Annotated in this window: 21 protein-coding genes and 1 tRNA gene; 13 read left to right on the forward strand and 9 right to left on the reverse strand. The window is 46.7% G+C overall.

Annotated elements, in window-relative coordinates:
* Nucleotide 1: 1 nt before the first annotated feature.
* Genes BUB52_RS14680 through BUB52_RS14695 form a run of 4 tightly spaced genes read left to right on the forward strand, consistent with a single transcriptional unit; the run spans nt 2 to nt 3,930 of the window.
* Nucleotides 2-577: a K(+)-transporting ATPase subunit C gene (locus tag BUB52_RS14680; protein WP_009122323.1), complete on the forward strand. Its 576-nt coding sequence runs from the start codon at nt 2-4 to the stop codon at nt 575-577.
* A gap of 7 nt (nt 578-584) precedes the next feature.
* The gene (locus BUB52_RS14685; RefSeq protein WP_083554551.1) at nt 585-1,349 is read left to right on the forward strand and encodes a hypothetical protein; all 765 of its coding nucleotides are present in this window, start codon (nt 585-587) and stop codon (nt 1,347-1,349) included.
* The gene (locus BUB52_RS14690; protein ID WP_009122321.1) at nt 1,346-2,470 is read left to right on the forward strand and encodes a sensor protein KdpD; all 1,125 of its coding nucleotides are present in this window, start codon (nt 1,346-1,348) and stop codon (nt 2,468-2,470) included. Before BUB52_RS14685 ends, BUB52_RS14690 begins: the two co-directional genes overlap by 4 nt.
* Before the next feature lie 20 nt (nt 2,471-2,490).
* Complete coding sequence (locus BUB52_RS14695; protein ID WP_009122320.1) at nt 2,491-3,930, forward strand: ATP-binding protein; 1,440 nt, start codon at nt 2,491-2,493, stop codon at nt 3,928-3,930.
* Between the two features lie 18 nt (nt 3,931-3,948).
* Here BUB52_RS14695 and BUB52_RS14700 read toward each other — a convergent pair whose 3' ends face one another.
* The 4 genes from BUB52_RS14700 to BUB52_RS14715 are packed head-to-tail and all read right to left on the reverse strand — an operon-like array spanning nt 3,949 to nt 8,955.
* Nucleotides 3,949-4,815: a helix-turn-helix domain-containing protein gene (locus BUB52_RS14700; RefSeq protein WP_009122319.1), complete on the reverse strand. Its 867-nt coding sequence runs from the start codon at nt 4,813-4,815 to the stop codon at nt 3,949-3,951.
* A 36-nt stretch (nt 4,816-4,851) separates the two neighbouring features.
* The gene (locus BUB52_RS14705; protein WP_009122318.1) at nt 4,852-6,492 is read right to left on the reverse strand and encodes an efflux MFS transporter permease; all 1,641 of its coding nucleotides are present in this window, start codon (nt 6,490-6,492) and stop codon (nt 4,852-4,854) included.
* Between the two features lie 25 nt (nt 6,493-6,517).
* On the reverse strand, nt 6,518-7,609 hold the full coding sequence (locus BUB52_RS14710; protein WP_009122317.1) for an HlyD family secretion protein: 1,092 nt from the start codon (nt 7,607-7,609) through the stop codon (nt 6,518-6,520).
* Nucleotides 7,610-7,629: 20 nt separating this feature from the next.
* Nucleotides 7,630-8,955: a TolC family protein gene (locus BUB52_RS14715; RefSeq protein WP_009122316.1), complete on the reverse strand. Its 1,326-nt coding sequence runs from the start codon at nt 8,953-8,955 to the stop codon at nt 7,630-7,632.
* A gap of 357 nt (nt 8,956-9,312) precedes the next feature.
* Here BUB52_RS14715 and BUB52_RS14720 point away from each other — a divergent pair, with 357 nt between their 5' ends.
* The 3 genes from BUB52_RS14720 (at nt 9,313) to BUB52_RS14730 (ending at nt 11,440) form a co-directional block, all read left to right on the forward strand.
* On the forward strand, nt 9,313-9,612 hold the full coding sequence (locus tag BUB52_RS14720; protein ID WP_009122315.1) for an RNA recognition motif domain-containing protein: 300 nt from the start codon (nt 9,313-9,315) through the stop codon (nt 9,610-9,612).
* Between the two features lie 207 nt (nt 9,613-9,819).
* On the forward strand, nt 9,820-10,938 hold the full coding sequence (locus BUB52_RS14725; RefSeq protein ID WP_009122314.1) for a DEAD/DEAH box helicase: 1,119 nt from the start codon (nt 9,820-9,822) through the stop codon (nt 10,936-10,938).
* A gap of 61 nt (nt 10,939-10,999) precedes the next feature.
* A complete protein-coding gene (locus tag BUB52_RS14730; RefSeq protein WP_009122313.1) occupies nt 11,000-11,440 on the forward strand; it encodes a cold-shock protein in 441 nt (146 codons plus the stop codon).
* A 558-nt stretch (nt 11,441-11,998) separates the two neighbouring features.
* Here BUB52_RS14730 and BUB52_RS14735 read toward each other — a convergent pair.
* Nucleotides 11,999-12,072, reverse strand: a tRNA-Met gene (locus BUB52_RS14735).
* Between the two features lie 256 nt (nt 12,073-12,328).
* On the opposite strand from BUB52_RS14735, the gene BUB52_RS14740 reads away from it, so the two are divergent.
* The 4 genes from BUB52_RS14740 to BUB52_RS14755 all read left to right on the forward strand — a co-directional run bounded on the left by BUB52_RS14740 (nt 12,329) and on the right by BUB52_RS14755 (nt 17,204).
* Nucleotides 12,329-12,715, forward strand: coding sequence for an START-like domain-containing protein (locus BUB52_RS14740; RefSeq protein ID WP_009122311.1), 387 nt, complete (start codon nt 12,329-12,331; stop codon nt 12,713-12,715).
* A gap of 76 nt (nt 12,716-12,791) precedes the next feature.
* On the forward strand, nt 12,792-14,699 hold the full coding sequence (locus BUB52_RS14745; protein WP_039950890.1) for an LptF/LptG family permease: 1,908 nt from the start codon (nt 12,792-12,794) through the stop codon (nt 14,697-14,699).
* 15 nt (nt 14,700-14,714) lie between these two features.
* A complete protein-coding gene (locus tag BUB52_RS14750) occupies nt 14,715-15,929 on the forward strand; it encodes a bifunctional 3,4-dihydroxy-2-butanone-4-phosphate synthase/GTP cyclohydrolase II (protein ID WP_039950901.1) in 1,215 nt (404 codons plus the stop codon).
* Between the two features lie 81 nt (nt 15,930-16,010).
* Nucleotides 16,011-17,204 carry a pyridoxal phosphate-dependent aminotransferase gene (locus tag BUB52_RS14755; protein ID WP_022219349.1) on the forward strand — a complete coding sequence of 398 codons (1,194 nt, stop codon included), beginning with the start codon at nt 16,011-16,013 and terminating at the stop codon, nt 17,202-17,204.
* A gap of 146 nt (nt 17,205-17,350) precedes the next feature.
* Here BUB52_RS14755 and BUB52_RS14760 read toward each other — a convergent pair whose 3' ends face one another.
* The 4 genes from BUB52_RS14760 to BUB52_RS14775 all read right to left on the reverse strand — a co-directional run bounded on the left by BUB52_RS14760 (nt 17,351) and on the right by BUB52_RS14775 (nt 22,607).
* On the reverse strand, nt 17,351-17,521 hold the full coding sequence (locus tag BUB52_RS14760; protein WP_004292360.1) for a DUF362 domain-containing protein: 171 nt from the start codon (nt 17,519-17,521) through the stop codon (nt 17,351-17,353).
* A gap of 138 nt (nt 17,522-17,659) precedes the next feature.
* The gene (locus BUB52_RS14765; RefSeq protein ID WP_009122306.1) at nt 17,660-18,751 is read right to left on the reverse strand and encodes a sensor histidine kinase; all 1,092 of its coding nucleotides are present in this window, start codon (nt 18,749-18,751) and stop codon (nt 17,660-17,662) included.
* Entirely contained in the window at nt 18,748-20,643 is a 1,896-nt protein-coding gene (locus tag BUB52_RS14770) for a tetratricopeptide repeat-containing sensor histidine kinase (protein WP_050792286.1), read from the reverse strand. The genes BUB52_RS14765 and BUB52_RS14770 overlap by 4 nt, the downstream gene beginning before the upstream one ends.
* Nucleotides 20,644-20,783: 140 nt before the next feature.
* Nucleotides 20,784-22,607 carry a DNA polymerase III subunit gamma/tau gene (locus BUB52_RS14775; protein ID WP_039950900.1) on the reverse strand — a complete coding sequence of 608 codons (1,824 nt, stop codon included), beginning with the start codon at nt 22,605-22,607 and terminating at the stop codon, nt 20,784-20,786.
* A 140-nt stretch (nt 22,608-22,747) separates the two neighbouring features.
* Here BUB52_RS14775 and BUB52_RS14780 point away from each other — a divergent pair, with 140 nt between their 5' ends.
* Both BUB52_RS14780 and BUB52_RS14785 read left to right on the forward strand, forming a co-directional pair.
* Nucleotides 22,748-23,056 carry an FtsB family cell division protein gene (locus tag BUB52_RS14780; RefSeq protein ID WP_009122303.1) on the forward strand — a complete coding sequence of 103 codons (309 nt, stop codon included), beginning with the start codon at nt 22,748-22,750 and terminating at the stop codon, nt 23,054-23,056.
* Nucleotides 23,053-23,391 (forward strand): hypothetical protein, encoded by a 339-nt coding sequence (locus BUB52_RS14785; protein WP_009122302.1) that lies wholly within the window; start codon nt 23,053-23,055, stop codon nt 23,389-23,391. Before BUB52_RS14780 ends, BUB52_RS14785 begins: the two co-directional genes overlap by 4 nt.
* Nucleotides 23,392-24,143: the final 752 nt, after the last annotated feature.

Consider the following 24,143-nt stretch of genomic DNA (forward strand, 5'->3'; position numbering starts at 1 on the left):
AATGAAAACTCTTTGGAAATCAGTTAAAATAACCATTGCTTTCTGCGTATTCTTTTCCGTGTTCTATATCCTTGTCTTATGGATATTCGCGCAATTTGCAGGACCGAATAAAGGTAATGCCGAGGTCTTGACCCTGAACGGCAAGGTAGTGGGCGCCGCCAATGTGGGGCAGATGTTTACGGAAGACACTTTTTTCTGGGGACGGCCTTCCTGTGCCGGTGACGGTTACGACGCGAGCAGTTCGGCGGGTAGTAACAAAGGTCCTACAAACGAAGAATACCTTGCGGAGGTGGAAGCGCGCATAGATACATTCTTGCTGCATCATCCTTATTTGCAACGCAAAGAGGTTCCCGCCGAAATGGTAACGGCCAGCGCTTCGGGTCTTGACCCTGACATTACGCCTGCCAGCGCTTATGTACAGGTAAAGCGTGTGGCTGAGGCGAGGGGACTGGATGAGGCTACTGTCCGGAGCATCGTTGACAAGGCTGTTGAAAAACCGTTGCTGGGGTTGTTCGGTACGGCGAAAGTGAATGTGTTGAAGTTGAATATCGCATTGGAAGAAACAAATGGAAAATAAGAAAATAATGAAAGATATGAATAGGATAAGAGTAACAGTAATAGGTTTTATCGCCGTTTTGGCGGCAAGTGTTATGGGAGTGGACAAGGTACAGGCGCAGGAGTTTAAGATACAGGGTGATTTAGTCAGTTCCTATGTGTGGCGCGGCTTTTATCAAACCGGGGTTAGCTTCCAGCCGACTTTAGGATTTGGGATAGGTGGCTTTTCGTTGACGGCATGGGGCTCTACCGATTTTGACGGAACAAGCTCCTCGGATGGTGAGGCTGCAAAAGAAATAGATTTGACGGCAGCTTATACGTTCGGCGATTCCGGTTTGACCTTGTCCGTTGCCAGTCTTTGGTGGGCAGGTCAGGGAAGCAATAAGTACTTTAACTTCAAAAGCCATGAGACGGCTCATCATTTTGAGGCGGGGCTTGCCTATACGCTGCCGTTGGAGAAGTTTCCGCTGTCAATAGCCTGGTACACGATGTTTGCCGGCGCGGATAAGAATGAGAAGGGAGAACAGAATTATTCTTCTTATGTAGAGTTGAACTATCCGTTCAGCATCAAGTCCGTCGATTTGAATGCCACTTGCGGTTTTCTGCCTTATGAAGCCGGCTCGGGTGTTTACGGAGTTCCAAACAGCGGCTTTGCCGTAACCAATCTGGCGCTGAAAGCCACGAAAGACATCAAGGTAACGGATAGGTTCGCTATACCGGTATTTGCGCAGGCTATTTGGAATCCCCGTATGGAAGATGCGCACCTGGTGTTCGGTATAACTCTGAAGCCATGAGCAGGGAAGAGAGCGTACAACATTTCCTCGACCTGATTAAGAAATCACGTCGCGGTAAGTTTAAGGTCTACATCGGCATGATTGCCGGTGTAGGCAAAACTTATCGTATGCTTCAGGAAGCCCATGACTTGCTGGATAATGGGGTAGACGTGAATATCGGCTATGTGGAGACGCATGGACGCGCCGGTACGGAGGCGGTGTTGGCCGGACTGCCCGTAATTCCCCGGCGTAAGATATTCTATAAGGGCAAGGAACTCGAGGAAATGGACCTTGACGCCATCATCCGTATCCATCCGGAAATCGTCGTTGTGGACGAGCTGGCGCATACCAATGTAGAAGGCAGCCGGAATGAGAAGCGTTGGCAGGATGTAATGGATTTGCTGGATGAGGGTATCAATGTCATATCCGCCGTCAACATACAGCACATTGAGAGTATTAATGAAGAAGTGCAAGGTATTTCCGGTATCGAGGTAAAGGAGCGCATTCCCGACAGTGTGCTGGAAGAAGCGGATGAAGTGGTGAATATCGACCTGACGGCGGAAGAACTGATAACCCGCCTGAAAGCCGGCAAGATATACAAGCCGGATAAAGTAGCCCTTGCGTTGAACAACTTCTTCAAGACGGAAAATATTCTGCAACTGCGTGAGCTGGCTCTGAAAGAAGTGGCGTTAAGGGTGGAGAAGAAAGTGGAGAATGAAGTGGTGGTTTCCAGTGTCGGTGTGCGGCATGAGAAGTTCATGGCGTGTATCAGCAGCCATGAAAAGACGCCGCGCCGTATTATCCGTAAGGCGGCGCGGCTGGCAACCCGTTATAATACATCATTCGTGGCTCTCTATGTACAGACTCCCCGGGAGAGCGCCGACCGCATCGCGCTTGCGAATCAGCGGCATCTGCTGAATCATTTCAAACTGGTGACCGAATTGGGCGGAGAGGTTATGCAGGTGCAGTCCAAAGACGTGCCGGGCAGTATCGTTACGGCTTGCAGAGAGAAACAGATAACGACCGTTTGTATGGGCAGTCCCTCGTTCGCTTTGCCGCAATCTTTGTTTATGGTGCTGAGATATAGAAAATTTGTGAGCGAACTGGCGCAAGCAAACATAGATTTGATTATACTTGCATAAAATTTAATTCCTTGAGCGTTATGAACATTCGTACTAAATTGATACTCAGTGTAGGCATTCTCGCAGGTATGATAATCCTGCTGGTAGCCCTCTCGGTTGTGAATCTCCAGATACTGACGGCTACGGAGCCGGATAGCCCTGCCGCCATGCCCGGCTTGCAGCGCGCCTTGCTGTGGATTTCCGTAACGGGCGGCATTTGCATTCTTGCCAGTATCGTGCTGCTGGTATGGTTGCCCCGTTCCATAAATAAACCTATCAGGGAACTGACGCAAGGCATCCTCGAAATAGCCAACCATAACTATGAAAAGCGCCTTGATATGAGCGAGCACGAAGAATTTCGCGAAGTGGCCGATAGCTTTAACAGCATGGCGGAACGCCTCACGGAATATCGTACCAGTACGCTGAATGATATTTTATCTGCCAAAAAGTTCCTGGAAGCCATTGTAAACAGCATCCATGAGCCTATTATCGGCTTAAACCGCGGGCACGAAATCCTTTTCATCAATAAAGAGGCGTTGACCGTACTGAATCTGAAACGTGAAGATGTCATACGCCGTTCTGCCGAGGAACTGTCGCTGAAAAACGACCTGCTCCGGCGGCTGGTGAGGGAATTAATCAATCCGGGCGAGAAGAAAGAGCCTTTGAAGATTTATGCGGATAATAAGGAAAGCTATTTTCAGGCATCCTATATTACCATTATGAATACGGATGCCGATACGGATGAATCCCATAATCTGGGCGATGTTATTCTGTTGAAGAATATCACCGAATTTAAAGAGCTGGATACGGCGAAAACAACCTTTATCTCTACGATTTCGCATGAGCTGAAAACCCCTATCTCCGCCATCCTTATGAGTCTGCAGCTTTTGGAAGACAATCGTGTGGGCGCCTTGAACGAGGAACAGGAACAACTTTCAAAGAGCATCAGGGAGAACGCCGACCGCCTGCTGGGTATTACGGGCGAGCTTCTTAACATGACGCAAGTGGAAGCCGGCAAGTTGCAGATGATACCGAAGATAACGAAGCCTATCGAACTGATAGAGTATGCTATCAAGGCGAATCAGGTACAGGCTGATAAGTTCAATATCCAGATTGAGGTGGAATATCCGGAAGAGAAGATGCCGAAGCTGTTTGTGGATAGCGAGAAGATAGCATGGGTGCTCACTAACTTATTGAGCAATGCCATTCGTTATTCCAAAGAAAACGGCCGCGTCGTTATCGGTGCAAAGCAGGAAGATAATTTTGTGGAGCTCTATGTGCAGGACTTCGGCAAAGGTATCGACCCGCGTTATCACCAAAGTATCTTCGACCGCTACTTCCGCGTACCCGGTACGAAAGTGCAGGGAAGCGGTTTGGGGCTTTCCATATCCAAAGATTTTGTAGAGGCTCATGGAGGCACGCTGACTGTCCGGAGCGAGTTGGGAAAAGGCAGCCGTTTCGTTATTCGGCTGAAAGCGTAGTGGCGGTTTGCCGTTTACCTATTTTCTGCGGTACTGTTGGGGCGACATTCCTGTCTGTTTTTTAAAGAAAGTGCCGAAATAGGATGCGTTCGGGAAGTTGAAGAAATCGGAGATTTCCTGTACGTTCTTCTGTGTATTCTTGAGCAATGAAATGCTCTTGCGGATGATGGATTTGAACACCAACTCCTGTACCGTATATCCGCAGATAGACTTGGACAGAGCCGAAAGATATTTGGGCGACAGGCACAGCTTGTCCGCATAGAAGTCCACTCCCCGCTCTTTCGTATAGTATTGTTCTATCAACTGAACCAGGCGGATAAAGATGTCATGCTTGTGGCTTACGGATGCTTTCTCCGCAATGAGTTTACGGGTGTAGACCGAACAAAGCCTGTATGTCAATGCCAGCAGGAGCAGTTTCTGCTCGTATCGGTTGAACGTGTTCTCTTCTATTTTCAGCGTATTGTCCAGTAGCGACAGGTATTTCAAGACCTCTTCTTCCTCTCCGGTGTTCCATACATAGCACGGTTCGGTGGCCAGATGTGAATACAGGTTCATGGATACTACCGAATTTCCCATAATATCCCGTATGGGATCGGTCTGATAAATGAAGATGACTACTTCCACGTCGTCGGATACGTACAGTACTTGAAACAGGGAGTCTTTCGGAAGAAAGAGCGTATCGCCGTCTTTGGCGGAAAACGATTTCTGATTGAGGATGAAGGTAAAACTTCCCCGGCGGCAAATCACCAGTCCCACCCCGTCTATCATAAACGGGCTTTGCAAGGCAGACGGAAAAGAGCGGAGCACGCCTTCCGAACTGCAAATTTGTTGTTTGCTCGATAGCGCATTGTCAAGGTGCGATAAACGTTCTTGCCGGGTATCCATGATGATAGAGATTACAGGTTTCGTTTGAAAACAGCGCTAAGTTAATAATTTCCGTTTAGGATAGGGCAGTATCACGACAAATATCATGCAAAAAAGGCAGGCGTACAGCGTCCAACCCGCCATTTCCTTGACCGCCGATAAGGTGGCCTGCACCTGAATGCGTCCTTTAGCGGACATGGCTGCCATGTGGACGGCTTCCTGTTTGCTTTTTCCTTGATATTGCATTCCTTGCACGGTTTGCGTAAACGAGGCGGACGCTTCGGGATGCATCATATCCACATTCTGCGCATAACGGGTGATGTAGTATTGCTGCCGTTCCTGCAACACATTACTATATAAGGCGGTTCCGATGCAGGGAGCGAGCACCATGCGTACGGTAAGCATCGTGCAAATCCACGAGGACAGGAACTTGTAGGGCATACGCTGGGTGGCAAAAGTCGGTATCAGCGAGTATAGGAGCATCATACCCGTGGAGCGGATAATGACGGGATATTTCATCCGTTCGTATAATCCCGCGTCCTGTACCTCGAAATACATAAACATGGCGGATAATCCCAAAAACAGGAATCCGGCGGCAAAGAGGTATTTGAAGTGCACTCCTTTTACGCTGAGCCAGATTGTTGCGATACCGCCGATAAAGTAGCCTAACATAGACCAATTGCCCAGCGTAGCGTTTTGGTAGTTGTCCAATTTCATTCCTATGCCTGTAAATACGTTGACAAACAGAGAGCTGGAGTTCAGCACCATTAGCAGAAAGTAGAACAGGAATCCGAAGCGGATGGTACGCAGCTTGAGTACATCGAACTGATAATAGGGATTGCGCCGGGTTGCTTCTATATAGACGAACAGGATGCCCGCGACCACAGCTCCTACCGTTGCCCAACGGATGGTAGGGTCGTCATACCAGTCGAGAACCTTACCATAGGTCAGCACATAAGTGATGCACATCAGTGTGATGCAGAAAATGGAGGCATTGCCAAACTGCTTGAAGTTAATGGGAAAACGGCGGGTGGCATATTTATGATAAGGCATCGTGACAAACGAAATAAGGATGCAAAGCAGCAACAGTCCCATCATGAAGTAATAAACGTATTGCCATTCGTATTCGTAAGTGAGCCATGCGGTGAGCGATGTACCCAACTGTCCCAGTACCATGAAAAACAGATAAATGGCAGGCTGCGCGGCGCTTCGTTCGATATCCAGCTTGTCCCAGCCTTCGCCGGTAGCGGGTTCGTTGCCGGGGGTAATTTTCTCGGTTGCTTCCACATGCCCCGCATATTTGATGAGAGTGAACAGGTTGACCATCATCAGCACCATGCGCAGGAATCCCATGAACAGACTGCACAATGCCAATAGGAATATGCTGTCCGTCTTGGCGCAGATATAACTGAAGATATACATCAGCGAGAATCCTGCGATGCACATCATCTTCTCCCTGCGTATGCATACCAGCCGGTACAGGAAAGGGCAGAATGCCGCCATACCTATGGACGTGGCGAAGTTGGCAAACTGGATATGTTCGGATATGATACCCAGGCCGCTCATCATTTCCGTACCGTTGGCGGAGTAGGTTCCGCCTACCGTAAGAATAGGCAGGAAGAACACTAACAGAATGATGATGCCTATCGGTTTGGGCACCCAGTTATAGAAAGGATAGTTCTTGGGATATGAGGGCATTTCCTTAATGATTAATCGTTGAGAATCAGAGTTTGGCTTTTACTATTACCATCATGCCGGCCGCAAGTTTCCCGTTCTCCTCTTTGGACAGATGGGTGAAGTCGATGCGTACGGGTATGCGTTGCTGTATCTTTACGAAGTTTCCGGCGGAGTTGTCGGTGGGCACCAATGAGTATTTGGAACCCGTCGCACCGGAAATGGCGGTGATGGTTCCTGTAAACTCCTTGTCACTGATGGCGTCTACGGTGATGGCTACCTCTTGTCCTATACGCAGGTTCTCCACTTGTGTCTCTTTGTAGTTGGCGACAATCCATTTTTGAGTGTCGGGCAGAATGTAGGTGATGGTTTGCCCGGCTGTAATGAACTGGCCTTCTTCCAAGGTACGGCGTCCCAATTTGCCGTCGCAGGGAGCTGTTACTACGGTGTAGGAGAGGTTCAGGCGTGCCATCTCCAAAGCGGCCGTTGCCCGCTGAATGGCGGCTTCCGTACTTTCGCGGCGGTGTGATACCTCGTTTACGCCCGATAAGGCTGCTTTCTGTTGCCGTTTTGTAGCTTCCAGCTTTTTGCGGGTAGCTTCGTATTCCGTTTCTATCTGCTCGAGTTGTATAGGGGTGGCCGCGTTTCTCTGTACCAGATTCTGGTAACGTTGGCGGTCTTTCTCCAGTTTGGCGAGGCGGATTTCTATTTCGGAGATGGAAGCGTCGTATACAGAGGCGGTGGTCTGCGTGGTTTGCAGTGTAGCCCCGATTACGGTAGCCCCGGCTTGCGCATCTTTCAGCGCGGCTTCGGCTTCCATTACGCGTATCTTATATTCGCGGTCGTCCAGTACAAGCAACGTGTCGCCTTTGCGTACTTCCTGATGCTCGGTGAAATAAATCTTCTTGATATAACCCGATGCACGCAGGTTGATGGGAGAGATATACTGTTCTATCTGCGCGTCATTGCTGACCTCTGTCTGTTTATAATCAAGGAAGAGGCAAACAACCTCTATCACTCCCCAAACTACGATTGCCGCTCCCAGCAGGCTGACCGCGATTTGCCAACGGCGCAGCTTGCGCAGTTTCTTGGCTTTCTCCTGGTGTGTGCCCGACGTGTTATTTTTCGCTGTTGTTTCCATATGATGATTTGATTAACTTGTTATTTTACTAATGTATCTATTTGCCCTGTCAGTTTCAGCAGCAACAAGGTGGTTACCCGGTAGCTGTAATGGGCGCTGATGTAGCTGTTTTGCGCTTCGCTCATCTGCATTTCGTCTTGCAGCACCTCGGTCATGGAAGCGATGCCTTCGCGATAGCGCTCCATGGTGACTGTATATACATCTTCGGCAAGCAGGTAGTTGTCTTTCTGCTTTTTGAAGTTGCGTTGGTTGTTCATCAGGTCGTTGGTGGCGTTCAGGTACTGGGTTTGCAGGCTTTTGCGGGTATTTTCCTGCGCCAGCTTTATGTTCTCGATATCTATGGCGGCCTTCCGGGTTTTGTAACGCTTGTCCAGCCCGTCAAATATCGGAATGCGCAGTGACAGTCCCAGTCCGTAGGAACGGAACCAGTGATTGGACGGTCCGGAGTGAAACCAATGGTAGGCTTTGTCTGTATAGGCGGAGAACATCCAGTTGCCGGTCAGGTTCAGTGAGGGGATATAGCCATAGCCAATCATTTTTTTCTGCTGTTCCGCCGCTGCCTTTTGCGATTGCAGCAGTTGGAGCTCGTACAGGTTTTCGGATAATCCGGTCAGCGCGACGGGGGTGATGTTTTCGGAGTTCACCGGCACTAAGGCTATCTGTTCATCGGCGGGATAGTCCATGATATATTTCAGCAGGTTCAGTTGCTGCTCCTGCATTGCCCGGACATTGTCGTATTGCACTTTCAGGTTTTCCAGATTGATATTGACGCGTTTTACGTCCACTTCCATAGCCATTCCGTTGTCATGGAAAGCCATGGTGATGTCTTTCAGCTCTTCCAGCCGGGTGATGTTGGCTTTTATCAAAGTGATTTGTTCGGCAGTGGTCTGTCCCAGATAGTACATCTTGCATATCTCCAGAATGAGGTCTTCCCGCGCTTTCTCGTAAGAAAGACGGTTTATCTCATCCATGACTTTTGCAATGGATACGGTGGTATAAAGCGTCTGATTATAAAGAGGCATCTGCAATTGCAAACCTGCGTTGGCGTTGTAGCGCAAGGTCCGGGTTATGTTATACGGGTTTCCGTAGGCGGAGCCGTCGGTAACGGATACGGGCGGGTCTATATTATCATTATAGTTGGCGAACCCGTTGATTTGAGGTAACAGCCTTGCACGGTTTTCGGAAATCCCGTATTTGCTTTTCCGCATTTCCTTGCGTTTGCTTTCCAAAGACAGGTTGTTCTCGATACCTGTTTCGAGGCAATCTTTCAGTGTCAAGGTCTTTTGGGCGTGTCCTGCGGCGGCCGGCAAACAAAGAAAGGAAAAAATGAATAGTAGCTTTTTCATAATAATCACCAATAATTTGTGCAAAGTTAGCGGCTTATCATGGAAGAATGCTATCCATATATAGACTGCTTATGTTCATATTTTCCTTTTTCTTAGCTCTTTAAAGGAAGAAAACAGGCAAAAAACAACTGTTTTAAATTTCCGCATGTACTTAATAAATGATAATAATCGTCTTTCTTATGAAAAAAAACGGGAAGAAACGTATTTATCAACTTTATTATACTACCTTTGTCCCCAGAGTTTGAGTTACGAATCATTATCGTATAGTTCTTCTTTTAATATATTATTAGTAAGCAGTCCTCTCCTTTAATTATCCTCCTCACTCCAATTTATTATTTATTTTATAACATTTTTAGAATGAACATTTACATTTCAGGTTTAAGTTATGGCGTTAATAATGCCGACTTGACAAATTTATTTGCAGAGTTTGGAGAAGTTTCTTCAGCTAAAGTTATTCTCGACAGAGAAACCGGTAGATCCAGAGGATTTGCGTTTGTGGAGATGAGCAATGACACAGAAGGACAGAAAGCTATTGACGAATTGAACGGCGTAGAATATGACAGCAAAGTTATCTCTGTAAGCGTTGCGCGCCCTCGTGAGGAAAGACCCTCAAACAGTAGACCTCATGGCGGTTATAACAACTCCAGAAGATACTAATATCAGAATAAAGGCAGGAAACCCGATTTCCTGCCTTTCATAAACAAATTCCGTCTTTTTTTATTTAGCGGAAGCGTTCCGCTCCACCACCTGCACTTTTCATTCTACAAAGATTTATCAGACTTTTTGTATGGGCCACTTGAGTGAAGCGTGCTCCCATTATACCTGTGCTAATGTTTTGGCACGCTCATAAAACAATATATATATATGACATTTAAAGATTTAAATATAACCGAACCGATTTTAAAAGCAATTGAAGAAAAAGGATATACCAGTCCTACCCCTATACAAGTAAAAGCAATCCCCGCCGCCTTAACGGGAAAAGATATATTAGGCTGTGCGCAGACCGGAACAGGAAAGACCGCCGCATTCGCCATTCCCATTATTCAGCATCTGCAGGCCGGAAAAGAACGGGATAAGAGTATCAAAGCCTTGATACTGACGCCTACCCGCGAACTGGCGTTACAGATTAGCGAGTGCATAGACGACTACGCCAAATATACGCAAGTCCGTCATGGAGTTATCTTCGGAGGAGTAAACCAGCGTGCGCAGGTAAATATGCTGCACAAAGGAGTCGACATATTGGTTGCCACTCCGGGACGCCTGCTGGATTTGATGAACCAGGGATATATCCGTCTGGATAGTGTACGGCACTTCGTATTGGATGAGGCCGACCGCATGCTCGACATGGGATTTATCCATGACATCAAACGTTTGTTGCCGAAACTCCCTAAAGAAAAGCAAACCTTATTCTTCTCGGCTACCATGCCCGATACGATAATCGCTTTGACGAACTCACTGCTGAAGCAACCGGTAAAGATTGCCATAACCCCAAAATCGTCTACGGTGGATACCATCGAACAGACCGTCTACTTTGTGGAGAAGAAAGAGAAAAGCAAACTGTTGATTTCCATTTTGCATAAAGCGGAAGGACAGTCGGTACTTGTTTTCTCACGTACCAAGCACAATGCGGACAGAATCGTCCGCGTATTAAGCAAAGCGGGTATCGGCAGCCAGGCCATTCATGGAAACAAAAGCCAGAATGCCAGGCAATCCGCATTGGAAAACTTCAAAACGGGTAAGATACGTGTAATGATAGCCACCGATATTGCGGCCAGGGGTATTGATATCAACGAATTGCCGTTGGTCATTAACTATGACCTTCCCGATGTGCCCGAAACGTATGTGCATCGTATCGGACGTACCGGCAGAGCCGGTAACTCAGGGACGGCGCTGACTTTTTGCTCGCAGGAAGAGCGTAAATTGGTCAGCGATATTCAAAAGCTGACGGGCAAGAAGCTCAGTAAGGCTGAGTTCGCTATCTGAGTTCGTTTATAAGTTTATTATTTATTCGACGAGTATACACCAATTAAAAAATATAAGTTCTATGGCAAAATCCATGACAGCGGGAAAGCGTGAAAATGAAAAGAAAAGACTTGCTAAGCGGGAAGAGAAATTAAAGAGAAAAGAAGGCAGAAAATCTACTAAAGGCAGTTTTGACGACATGATTGCCTATGTGGACGAATATGGAATGATTACTTCAACTCCACCCGAAGAGAATATCAAAAAGCAAGAGATTAATGTAGAGGAGATAATGATTTCCACTCCCAAAAAGGAAGATGAAGAACCGGTGATTCTGCGAGGAAGAGTTGAGTTCTTCAATGAAGCCAGAGGATTTGGATTTATCAAAGACCTTGCAGGAATTGAGAAATACTTTTTTCATGTAAACAATGTTGTTACGGAAGTCAAAGAGGGTAATATCGTTACGTTCGACCTCGAGCGCGGGGCGAAAGGAATGAATGCTGTCAATATCAATTTGGAAAGATAATCTGTGATAGTCAAGGCTTGTCCAGATAATCTGCCGGCTCGGAACAAAGTACAGTATTTGCCTTCACCTTCCACGCCTTTATTCATCAGGGATAGCGGGTGAACCCCCTGTCAAAGATATATATGCGGCATGATTGGTGGCGAAAGCGTCTTACGGTATGGATAAATCCGCCTCACGGGATAAATTTATTTATCCCGTGAGGCGGATTTATTTGTCTTATGGAACGAAAATTCCCGCCTTGCGGGATGATTCGGAGGGAAATCCGTAATGTCAGGGTTCACCCGCTATTCCTCATGGATAGGGGAGTGTGAAAGGTGAAGGGTAGATAAGGAAATCTTGTTCATACGATGATAGCTTGCTTTCACGGGATGGAAACCGTTTTTTCACCGCAGTATAAATCTCGTTTGATACGGTTGAAAACTTTTTTGGATATATATCAAAAACGGAGTTATCGGAAAGTTCGGTCGCTCCGGCCGGTGCCGGTACGAACCGCGAATACTGAAAACAAAAAAGACCGCCAAGAGTGGAAGCCTCTCAACAGTCTCAATACTCATCTTGTAGCGGGACCCGGGATTGAACCGGGGACCTCATGATTATGAATCATGCGCTCTAACCAGCTGAGCTATCCCGCCATCATTTCTCGATTGCGGGTGCAAAGATATAGCTTTTATTTAAACTGCCAAAACTTTTGGACGTATTTTCTGTTATTTATTTTATCATTAGGATAAAGAAAAACTATTTCTTTCTTTTCTTCCGATGATATAATATAACATTATCAGTGCTTTAGCCGGTTGCGCTAAAGTAAAGCCGAATAAAATTAATGAATTATTTTTTCTAATTAGAAAAAAGTATTTATCTTGGCTGGCGCAATAAAAAGCAGAATAGACTATGGAAAGAAAAAAAATACATTTGGAATATCTCTTGAATGCGACTTCTAAAAGTATTCTTTGGACAGCAATAAGTACTCCTACCGGTTTGGAGGGCTGGTTTGCGGACAGGGTTCAATCGGACGATAAGACCGTCTCCTTCTTCTGGGGGAAAACAGAAAGACGCGATGCCGAGATTATTGCCGTGCGGGCATACTCATTCATCCGCTTCCGCTGGCTCGATGATGAAAACTCGCGTGAGTATTTTGAATTAAAAATGACAAACAACGAGTTAACCAATGATTTTGTACTTGAAATAACTGACTTCACCAACGCAGACGAAGCAAACGATTTACGTGAATTGTGGGAATCCCAGGTAGATACTTTGCGTAGAACATGCGGTTTTTAGTTAACTTTCAATTAAAAATTTCCCGTACTCCCTTTTTTGTGCTACTTTTGTGCGTTCATTGCATGAAACAAGTAAAATGCTGCGCATAAAAAAGTTAGATATATTTATATTAAAGAGCTTTTGCATGCTCTTTATGGGCACTTTCTTCATCTGCCTTTTCATCTTCATGATGCAGTTTCTGTGGAAATATGTAGACGAAATGGTGGGAAAAGGATTGGAGATGAACGTTCTTGCCCAGTTCTTTTTCTATTCGGCGCTGACGTTGGTGCCGGCCTCGTTGCCTTTGGCGATATTGCTGGCGGCTCTCATCACTTTTGGAAATTTCGGAGAACGTTTTGAATTGCTTGCCATGAAAGCGGCAGGTATCTCTCTGTTGAAGATTATGCGTCCGCTGATAATCTTCATATCCATCATTTGTTGTGTTTCTTTCTATTTTCAGAACGTTATCGGCCCTAAGGCGCAGACCAAGTTATGGACGCTGCTGATTTCCATGAAGCAGAAGTCGCCCGAAGTGGATATTCCCGAAGGGGTGTTTTATGACGAGATAGACGGCTACAACCTTTACGTAAAGCATAAGAACCGTAAGACGGGTATGCTGTACGATGTGCTGATTTATAATTTCGAGAAAGGATTTGAGAATGCGCAGATAATCAAGTCGGACTCCGGCAGATTGGAAATGACGGCCGACAAGCAGCACCTTTATCTGCACCTTTACAGCGGTGAGCAGTTTGAAAATCTGAAGTCGCAGAATATGAACCAGAAGAATGTGCCCTATCGTCGGGAAGCGTTCGTGGAGAAGCATGCGATTATAGAATTCAACTCGGATTTCAATATGGTGGATGCCGGATTTATGAGCAATCAGTCCAATAGTAAGGATATGAGAATGTTGCAGGCCGGCATCGACTCCATGAAAGTACAGAACGACAGTGTGGGGCGGTCTTACTATAAAGAGGCTATGGCAAGTACTTACAAAGCCACTACCAATACCTTGAGCAAGACGGATACGATGAAGATAGAATCTGCCCGCTTGGGCAATTACGATGTGGACAGTCTGTTCAATGCGGCTACTTTGATGCAGAAGCAGAAGATTATGTCTACGGCTGTCAGCCGTGCGGAAAGCGCGGCGAGCGATTGGAGCTTCAAGGGCTTCAATATATCGCAGACGGAAACCAGCTTGAGACGTCACATGACGTCCTGGCACGAGAAACTGACGCTTTCGTTGGCGTGCCTTATTTTCTTCTTTATCGGTGCACCGTTGGGCGGTATCATCCGTAAAGGCGGTTTGGGTATGCCTGTGGTGGTGTCCGTGCTTATTTTCATCATCTATTACATCATCAATAATACGGGCTATAAGATGGCGCGTGACGGCAAATGGATTGTATGGATGGGCATGTGGACCAGTACGGCTGTGCTGGCGCCGCTGGGTGCATTCCTTACTTATAAATCCAATAACGACTCGGTGGTGCTGAATGCCGATGCTTATGTCAACTGGTTTAAGAAGATAGCGGGTATCCGCAGTGTCCGCCACCTGTTCAGGAAGGAAGTGATTATTCACGATCCGGATTATGCCCGTCTGCCGGGAGAACTTCAGCAACTGTCGGCGGATTGTCGCGCGTATGCCGAAAAGAAAGCTTTGATGCGTGCGCCCAATTATTTCAGGCTGTGGATGAATGATACGCCGTATGACGAGGAAGTGGCGGAGCTCAACGACCGGATGGAGGCTTTGATAGACGAGATGTCCAATACAAGGTCTATACCGTTGCTGACGGCATTGAATAATTATCCTGTCATAGCCGTTCACGCCCATGTGCGTCCTTTCCGTAATTACTGGCTGAATATGTTGTGTGGAGTGATAGTGCCTGTCGGCTTGTTTTTCTATTTCCGTATCTGGGCATTCCGCATCCGGTTGAACAAGGATATGGAGCGGATTATCCGTACAAACGAAGAGATACGGAATATCATAAAAGTCAATCAGAATAAATAATAAAGAATGAAATATATGGAAAAAGTAAAGTTGAATACGATAGAAGAGGCCATTGAGGATTTCAAGGCCGGTAATTTCGTGATTGTAGTCGATGATGAAGATCGTGAAAATGAGGGCGACCTGATTATCGCAGCCGAAAAGATAACGCCGGAAAAGGTGAACTTCATGCTGAAACACGCACGCGGGGTATTGTGTGCTCCGATTACGGTGTCGCGTTGCAAAGAACTGGATTTACCTCATCAGGTGTCCGATAATACCTCTGTATTGGGTACTCCCTTTACGGTAACAATCGATAAGCTGGAAGGTTGTACGACCGGTGTTTCTGCCGCCGACCGTGCCGCAACCATTCAGGCGTTGGCCGACCCTGCTTCTACTCCGGCCACATTCGGCCGTCCCGGACACATCAATCCGCTGTACGCACAGGAGAAAGGCGTGTTGCGCCGTGCCGGTCATACCGAAGCCACGATTGATATGTGCCGCCTGTCCGGTTTCTATCCTGCCGGTGCGCTCATGGAGATTATGAACGAAGACGGCACGATGGCGCGTTTGCCCGAATTGCGTAAAATGGCGGACGAGTTCAATTTGAAACTGATTTCTATCCGCGATATGATAGCCTATCGCTTGCAGCAGGAATCTATCGTGGAGAAAGGTGTGGAGGTGGATATGCCGACAGAGCACGGACATTTCCGTCTGATTCCTTTCCGTCAGAAGTCCAACGGCTTGGAGCACGTGGCTTTGTTCAAGGGTACTTGGGCGCCTGATGAACCTGTACTGGTGCGTGTACACTCCTCTTGCGCCACGGGAGATATATTCGGCTCCATGCGTTGCGATTGCGGCGAGCAGTTGCACAAGGCGATGGAGATGATAGAGAAAGCCGGTAAGGGAGCTATCGTATACCTCAATCAGGAAGGCCGCGGCATCGGTCTGATGGAAAAGATGAGAGCATACAAACTTCAGGAAGACGGCATGGATACGGTGGATGCCAACATTTGTCTCGGACATCTGGCTGATGAACGCGATTACGGTGTGGGCGCTCAGATTTTGCGCGAGCTGGGTGTGCATAAGATGCGTCTGCTTACAAACAACCCGGTGAAACGCGTAGGCTTGGAAGCCTATGGCCTGGAGATTGTGGAGAATGTGCCGGTGGAAACCAACCCGAATCAGTATAACGAACGTTACCTGCGTACAAAGAAGGAACGTATGGGGCATACTCTTCATTTTAATAAGTAACTGTCTTTTTGTTTTATTATATCAAAGAAAATCGCTTATTTTGCAACCGGATTTGCATAACAACCATTAAATAGAAACAAGATGAACCAATTATCAGATCGTTTGAACAGCTTGTCGCCCTCTGCGACGCTGGCTATGTCTCAGAAAAGCGCAGAGCTGAAAGCTCAAGGCGTAGATGTAATTAACTTGAGTGTCGGAGAACCTGATTTTAATACTCCCGACCACATTAAAGAGGCTGCCAAAAAGGCGATAGACGATAACTTCTCTCGCTATTCTCCCGTTCCGGGGTATCCGGCCTTGCGTAATGCTATCGTAGAGAAATTGAAAAAAGAGAACGGTCTGGAATATACGGCTGCACAAATTTCTTGTGCCAACGGAGCCAAGCAATCGGTTTGCAATGCAATCTTGGTATTGGTGAACCCGGGTGATGAAGTGATTGTGCCTGCACCGTATTGGGTGAGCTATCCTGAAATGGTGAAGCTGGCGGAAGGCAATCCGGTGATTGTTACAGCAGGTATCGAGCAGGACTTCAAGATTACCCCCGCCCAGTTGGAAGCCGCCATTACGCCGAAGACCAAAGCTTTGATTCTTTGTTCTCCTTCCAACCCTACCGGTTCTGTATATAGCAAGGAAGAGTTGGCCGGACTGGCCGCTGTGTTGGCCAAGCATCCGCAGGTAGTTGTCATTGCCGATGAAATCTATGAACATATCAACTACATCGGTAAGCACCAAAGCATCGCGCAGTTCCCTGAAATGAAAGAGCGTACCGTGATTGTAAACGGCGTTTCCAAGGCTTATGCCATGACGGGCTGGCGTATCGGTTTCATTGCCGGACCGGAATGGATTGTAAAGGCTTGCAACAAATTGCAGGGACAGTATACATCAGGCCCGTGTTCCGTATCTCAGAAAGCTGCGGAAGCCGCTTATACGGGAACGCAAGCTCCGGTGGAAGAAATGCGTAAGGCTTTTGAACGTCGCCGCGACCTTATTGTGAAACTGGCTAAGGAAGTGCCGGGATTCGAAGTAAACGTACCGGAAGGCGCTTTCTACCTCTTCCCGAAATGCAGCTCGTTTTTCGGTAAGTCCGCCGGCGACCGTAAGATTGAAAACTCCGATGATTTGGCCATGTACTTACTGGAAGTAGCTCACGTGGCTTGCGTAGGCGGTACGTCATTTGGCGCTCCCGAATGTATTCGTATGAGCTATGCTACCAGCGATGAGAATATCGTGGAAGCTATCAGCCGCATCAAGGAAGCATTGTCAAAGCTTGCATAATCTTTGGATGGCAGGAACTCATCGCAGGCGTATGGATGGAAGGTCTGTGTAGTCTGGGGTGAGTTGCGATATATACTTCTTGGTACTGAAATAAAAAGGCCCGGTTTCATTGAAACCGAGCCTTTCTTCTTTTTCTTAGGATTGTATTATTCTCCCGGATGAATTGCTTCAGAAGGGCAAACATCTGCACAAGTACCGCATTCAGTACAAGTTTCAGGATCGATAGAATAGATATCGCCTTCAGAGATAGCGCCTACCGGACACTCGTCGATACAAGTTCCGCAAGCAATACAATCGTCACTAATTACGTAAGCCATTTTCTTTAATTTTTTAATTATTAGTACTAATTGGTTCGGCAAAAATAGCTGTTTTCTTCAATACTTGCTATCAATCTTGATTAAAAACGTTTAATTTGTACCCTGTCTAAATAGCGGCAGGGACAAACGTGCATATAATCAGGTAGTAAGCGTGGGATATGTGAAATATATGATTGGATTGTCACCGCTTTTCTCTACACGATAGCTGCCGTTGAAGTGCTCGAAAAACAATAGATTGATTCTGTGCGATATGGATTCCTTTTGTGAAGAAAATGCGGGATCGGTGAGCGGACTGTTCTCTATCCGGCAGTTTATTGCCTGTGTTTCCGGATTGTAAGTCAGTTGCATGTTCACTATCCTTGTTCTCTTGCATTCGACAGGGTATAGCAGCATGCCGGAAACCAGTTGCGTGAGGCGGCTGACGTCGGTATGGATGATTGCATTGCCGGTATCTGCCACCAACTCCAAATGTATGCTTCCTTCGCTTCGCATCTGTACCAGGCAGGGGAGTTCGTTGCACCACTCTTGTACGTTGCAGTTCTGTAACTGAAACTTCATCATGTTGGCTTCCAAACGTGAGAGGTCCAGTATATTGTTGACAAGCCGGATGAGTTCCGCCGAATTACTTTGGATGATACCGGAATATTCTCTTTTCTCGTCTTCACTCAGGTTGGCGTCCTCGGTCATGAGTTGTGAAAATCCTACTACGTTGTTAAGAGGAATGCGTATGTTATAACTTATAGTTGTCAGGAAACGGCTTTTTATCTCATTCGCTTCTTCGGCAATGGCGGTTAATCTTCTCATTTCCTTTTCATCTTTTTGCAGGCGTTTCCGGCTCCGGTATATGTGGATGTTGAAAAGCAACAATGCAAAAATGATGATAACGGATATGGATAAGCAGATTTGGTGGAACATATTGCGCCTTTGCTCTTTTTGCAGCGTGAGCTTGTCCATATTGTAAAGAGAGAGTATCTCTTCCATCTGCGAGGTGGTAATACGATTGTATAGCGAGTCTTTGCTTTTGAGGCTCTTTTTGTAGAATGTGAGCGCTTCGTCCGGTTTTCCCGCTTTTACTAATGAGTCGGCTTTCTGAATGTCGCGGTTTATGGCACATTCTATTTCGGCCGGATACCGGCGCGGCGAGGAGTACTGTTTTTTCGCGTCTGTACCGACAGCTTGTACGGGTAGGAGCAGAGCGAGTAAGGCCGTTATGATAAGCAGTCTTTTCATACTTCGCTCTCCTTTCTGCCTTTGGCCGGCTGTGGCTGTTGGAAGGGGTGGGTGAAAAAGAACCGTGAACCGCCTGTATAGTCAGGGTCTATCCATATTCTGCCACCTATATGTTCGATGATGAGCTGGCAGATGGAAAGTCCTAATCCGCTGCCTTGCGCATTTTCGTTTAGTTTCTCGAAACGCTGGAAGATAGCGGCTTGCTTGTCTTTGGGAATGCCGCAGCCCGTATCTGTCACGGAAAAGAGCAACTCTTGTTCCGACTGTTTTTTAAGTTCCAGGGTAATGCTGCCTTGCGGTGTAAATTTGGTGGCGTTAATCAGCAAGTTTATCAAGACTTGTTGCAGGCGTGAGTCGTCCGTTTCTATTTCCATGCTTTCCAGCTCCGTCGTGAAGTATATTTCTGCCTGGGTCTGTTTAATTTTACTGACAGTATCGGCTACATTCCTGCAGATGCTGACGACATCATACCGGCCAATGCTGAATTGTATTTTCCCGAATTCAAGGCTCGACAGGTCTATCACATCGTTGATGAGCTTTAGTAATAACTCGGAGTTTTGCAGGATTACTTCATTGCATTGGCGACGTGTGTCGTCATCCAGCCCTTCTTCTGTCAGCAGGGACGAAAAACCGGAGAGGGCATTGAGCGGCGTACGTATTTCATGGCTCATATTCGAAAGGAATATGCTTTTGGCGGATGTGGCGTTTTCGGCATCGGTACGCAGGCGCTCCAATCTTTGGGTGGATAGGGTTAGCTTCTGACGCTGCCTTCTGAGCACGATAGTTATAACGATAAACATGAGGAGTAGCAGGATACTGCCTGTCAATATGCCGGTGATAAGCTTGCTGTGCTCTTCTTTATTGGCCAGCTCCATTTGGTCTACCCGGTATTTGGCACGCAGGATACCGATTTGCCGTGCGTAACCTTCGGCGGTGAGCGTGTCGACCGTGGGATATAATTCTTGATACAACCGGCAGGCATCCATTGCTTCTCCTTGTATCTTATATAGATATATTGTTTCCTGTGTAATCCATCGGTAATAAGCCGACCGTTTGTTGACTGAATATTCCTGTCTCAGTTCCTCGTACAGTTTCAAGGCCTTGTCCCAATAAGCTTTATCCCAGTTACCCATGGCACGGTAGTAGGCGGCAGCGGTATACTTCAGATGAAAATAGTAAAACTTCTCGGGATACAGCCGATAGATAGAATCCATATCTTGCAGGTACTTGGCGGCTTCTTTAAGGTAAGTCTTTGAAAGATGTCCGTGTGAGATGGCATAGTTGGCTTTTTCGATGGCGGCGAAGAAGCCGGTGGCATAATCCGGTTGTTGCAGAAGGGCTTTATCTATATCGTTTAATACTCTCCTTGCTTTTTCCAGTCGGCCTTTGCGCTGTAAAGTATTGGATGCTTTTAGTAAAAGTTGCGTACGGTAGGGATGTTGCGGAGAGATAAGGCTTAATTCCTTTAAAGCGTTTTGATACGCCTCCGATGCTTTATCGTATTGACTGGCTATGGTGTAAGCGTCGCCGATAGCTTGGTTGGCAACTACCATGCCGAAATCGTATCCGGTTTCTTTGGCTTCTTCGTACATCAGCCGTGCCCGGTCTATGGCAAGGCTGATATCTCCCCGCAGTGTATAGGCGTTGGCAAGTTGTAGCTGTAATAAGAAGTAGGTTTCTTTATTGCGGTTGTCTGCTTTGAGGTCCGGCAGAATGTTTTCACTCCAGCAGATGACGCTATCCACCGATACGTATTCGTCGTAAAGTATCTTCTTTTGGATAAAAACTTTCAACGTATCCAATTTGTTGGGAACGGTTGCGGCGCATATTGAGGTAGCACATGTCATACATATTACCCATAGTCCTATCAATATGGCGGCACTTTTTCTCATCGTTTGTTTTGTTTGTCTTCTTTGTCTATTATTGGCAAAAATAAACATAAAACATGATATACAAAATAAAATATAATGATTTTATTTTCAATATGTTCGGTAACAAACGGATGAATATGGCCTCTCCTTGTCCGGACGATTTAGTAAAGCTCCAATCCGAATTCGTCTTTCAATTGCAGCAGGGCGTCGTTCTTTTGCGCCATCATTTGAAATTTTTCGACACGGCCGTATGCACGAACCTTCTCGGCGGGAGCGCTGATACGTACAGTCATGGTTACCTTACGGTTTTTCAAACGGATACGCAGGTACTCTTGCAGCCGGGGAATCATCGAAGTAAACTCTTTTGCAACGATTTCATTATCCACGACGGCTTCGAACGTGGTGGCGTTCAGCAGGGTGACATGCATATTCTGCATACGTTTGGCGATGGCTACTTGCTCTTTGGGCATGCGTCCGGCGTATTCTTGCCAGTAGTAATTTACATCTCTTTCATTGAAGATATAGTCTTCTTCCGGTTGCGCTGTTTGCTGTGCGGCAGGGGTTGGAGCCGTGTTCTTTGCCTCTTCTTCCGCTTTCGGCCGTTTAATGGATACGCCGAGACCGGACATTTTTACTACCGGAATCTTCTTTTCTTCTTTTCCTTGTGCCAGTAAAATGGCGGTAGGAGTGGCGTGCGAAGCCGTATTTGCCGGTGTAGCAGTGGCATTGGCAGGAGGGGCTGCAGTGGGGGCGGCTTGCGGTTTCGCAGTGGCGGATACCTGCGGTTGGGGCGTAGCGGGAGCTGCCTGTGGCTGTTGTGTGGCGGCAGGCTGCGTAAATATGGGTTTTATGGCTTGTTTAGGGCTACGCCCATTGGCAACATCGTCTCCTTCGGCTGTGATTTGAGCTACTTGTATTAAGGTCAGCTCTACCAGTAGCCGCTTGTTCTTGCTGGCACGATAGTTCAAGTCGCAATCGTTACACAGTTTCATGGCACGGTACAGGAAAGGCAACGGGCATTTTTGCGCCTGCGTTTGGTAGCGTTGCCGGATACTTGCCCCTACTTCGAGAAGGGGCAGGGTGGCCGGATCTTTGCTTACCAGCAAATCGCGGAAATGTGAGGACAGGCCGGTAATGAAATGACTGCCGTCAAATCCTTTGTTCAGCACATCGTTCAGCAGCAGCAGGGCGTCACTGACTTTATTTTCAAGAAAATGGTCGGTCAGTTTGAAGTAGTATTCGTAATCCAGCACATTCAAATTCTCGATTACGCTTTGGTAAGTGATGTGTCCACCGGTAAAACTTACTACCTGGTCGAAGATGGACAAGGCGTCACGCATACCGCCGTCGGCTTTCAGCGCAATGACGTTCAGAGCTTCCGGTTCGGCGGTAATTCCCTCTTTAGAGGCTACATAGGCCAAGTGAGCTACGGTATCTTCCACACCGATACGGTTGAAGTCGTATATCTGACAGCGAGAAAGGATGGTAGGCAGTATCTTATGTTTTTCGGTGGTGGCAAGAATGAATATGGCATGACGGGGCGGCTCTTCCAGCGTTTTCAGGAAAGCATTGAAAGCGGAAGCCGACAGCATATGTACCTCGTCAATGATATATACCTTGTATTTACCTATCTGAGGCGGGATACGTACCTGCTCTACCAGTTGGCGGATGTCGTCCACGGAGTTGTTGGATGCGGCATCCAATTCATGAATGTTGTACGAACGCTGTTCATTGAAAGCTGTACACGATTCACATTGGTTACAGGCTTCTCCCTCTGCCGTGGGAGCCATGCAGTTTATAGTTTTGGCAAAAATACGTGCGCAAGTAGTCTTTCCAACGCCACGCGGACCGCAGAAAAGATAGGCGTGCGCCAGTTTGCCTGTGGCGATGGCATTCTTTAAAGTGGTAGTCAACGCGCGTTGCCCCACTACCGACTCAAAGGTCGAGGGGCGGTATTTTCGTGCCGATACGATATAATTTTCCATATTCAGGGTGTTCTTATCACTAATATAGAGCACAAAGACAGCGTGGCTTGTCTCAGCTTTTGTGCAAATGTACGCAAAAAAAAGAAATTTCTCAGTTATTCGTCTTATCTTTGTACTCAAAGAAACAATAACTGAATTACATGGATAAACTTGCTTCCCTCTGGTTGTTTGTCCGCAGACGTAAATATCTGATAACGTTTGTGCTGTTTGTTGTGCTTGTCGGTTTTCTGGATGAGAACAGTATTGTGCGCCGTCTCGGTTATTACCGCGAGGAAACGCGCTTACGCGGAGAGATAGACAGGTATCGTACTGAATATGAGGAGAATACCCGTCGCCTGAATGAGCTTGCCGTCGACTCCGGCGCTATCGAGAAGATAGCCCGTGAAAAGTATCTGATGAAGAAGCCCAACGAAGATATTTATGTATTTCAAGATGATATAGAAGAATGAAACAACTGATACCCGCCCTTTTTGCAGTAGGAGCTGTAATGCTTCTGATAGGCGCTGCCGTTTATGTCACCGGATGGCAACTCTCGCCTTATATATATACGATAGGTGCGACATTTGTTGCTTTAGCGCAAATAAATTCACCTTCAAAATGCAAAAGTCCCACTATCAAACGTCTGCGGCGCCAGCAGATATTCGGCGCGTTGCTCTTGGTGCTTACCGGAGCTTTTATGTTCTTTACGCATGGTAATGAATGGATTGTTTCGCTGACTATTGCTGCTATCCTTGAGCTCTATACGTCGGTACGTATTCCGCAGGAAGAAGCTAAGGAGCAGTAGCTATATAGATTTGGTAAAGAGCGGTTTTATTGATGTATGGATGGCTGAAAACATCATTGCTTTTAGTTTGCATCTGCAAAAACTTTTCAGAAGTCTTTTGAGATAAGGTTTCAACCGAACTCTATGAGATGGAATCTTGCGTAGTGACGTATTAAGTATTAAAATCTTTTTCTCATAAAAAAAGGCTATCTCTCCCAGACAGCCAATCTTTTTTGTTAACCTTAAATCTAATACTATGAAAAACACACTGCAAAGATACTTCTTTGTCCGTATTCTCCAAACTTTGGGGAATAATCCTTCCTTTTTATAACATGCTTTAGCTGCGTGATATTTCCGTTAACATTTAACATAATGCCCGTTTTCCCTTTAACTTATACAACACCCGGCCGTTGATACAGGCCACTGGCGTATAGGCATGGAATCTGAGGTTTTATAGTGATTGGCATTCTGCATGACTCAATGATGTCCGGCCGCACGAGTGAACTGGTCTGTTGATAGAGCTTATAGGTCAAGTCTCATCACGGCTCTAAGCAAGGAAAGGCCATGCCTGACTGTACATGCCATACAGTTCTTTGAAGGAGATGGATATACGGCAAACTAATCTTACCCCGCCCGTGTTCTTTTCGTACCACGGCTGTTGTATGCAAAGAACACAGGTGAAGTAATTAAGTACCACTGCCGTGGTACGAATAGTTCTTTATATTTTTGTTTCTTACTTCCGTTGACGCCAGCGTTTACCTTTCCGTTATTTC

The organism is Bacteroides clarus YIT 12056, assembly GCF_900129655.1.
Lineage (GTDB): Bacteria > Bacteroidota > Bacteroidia > Bacteroidales > Bacteroidaceae > Bacteroides > Bacteroides clarus.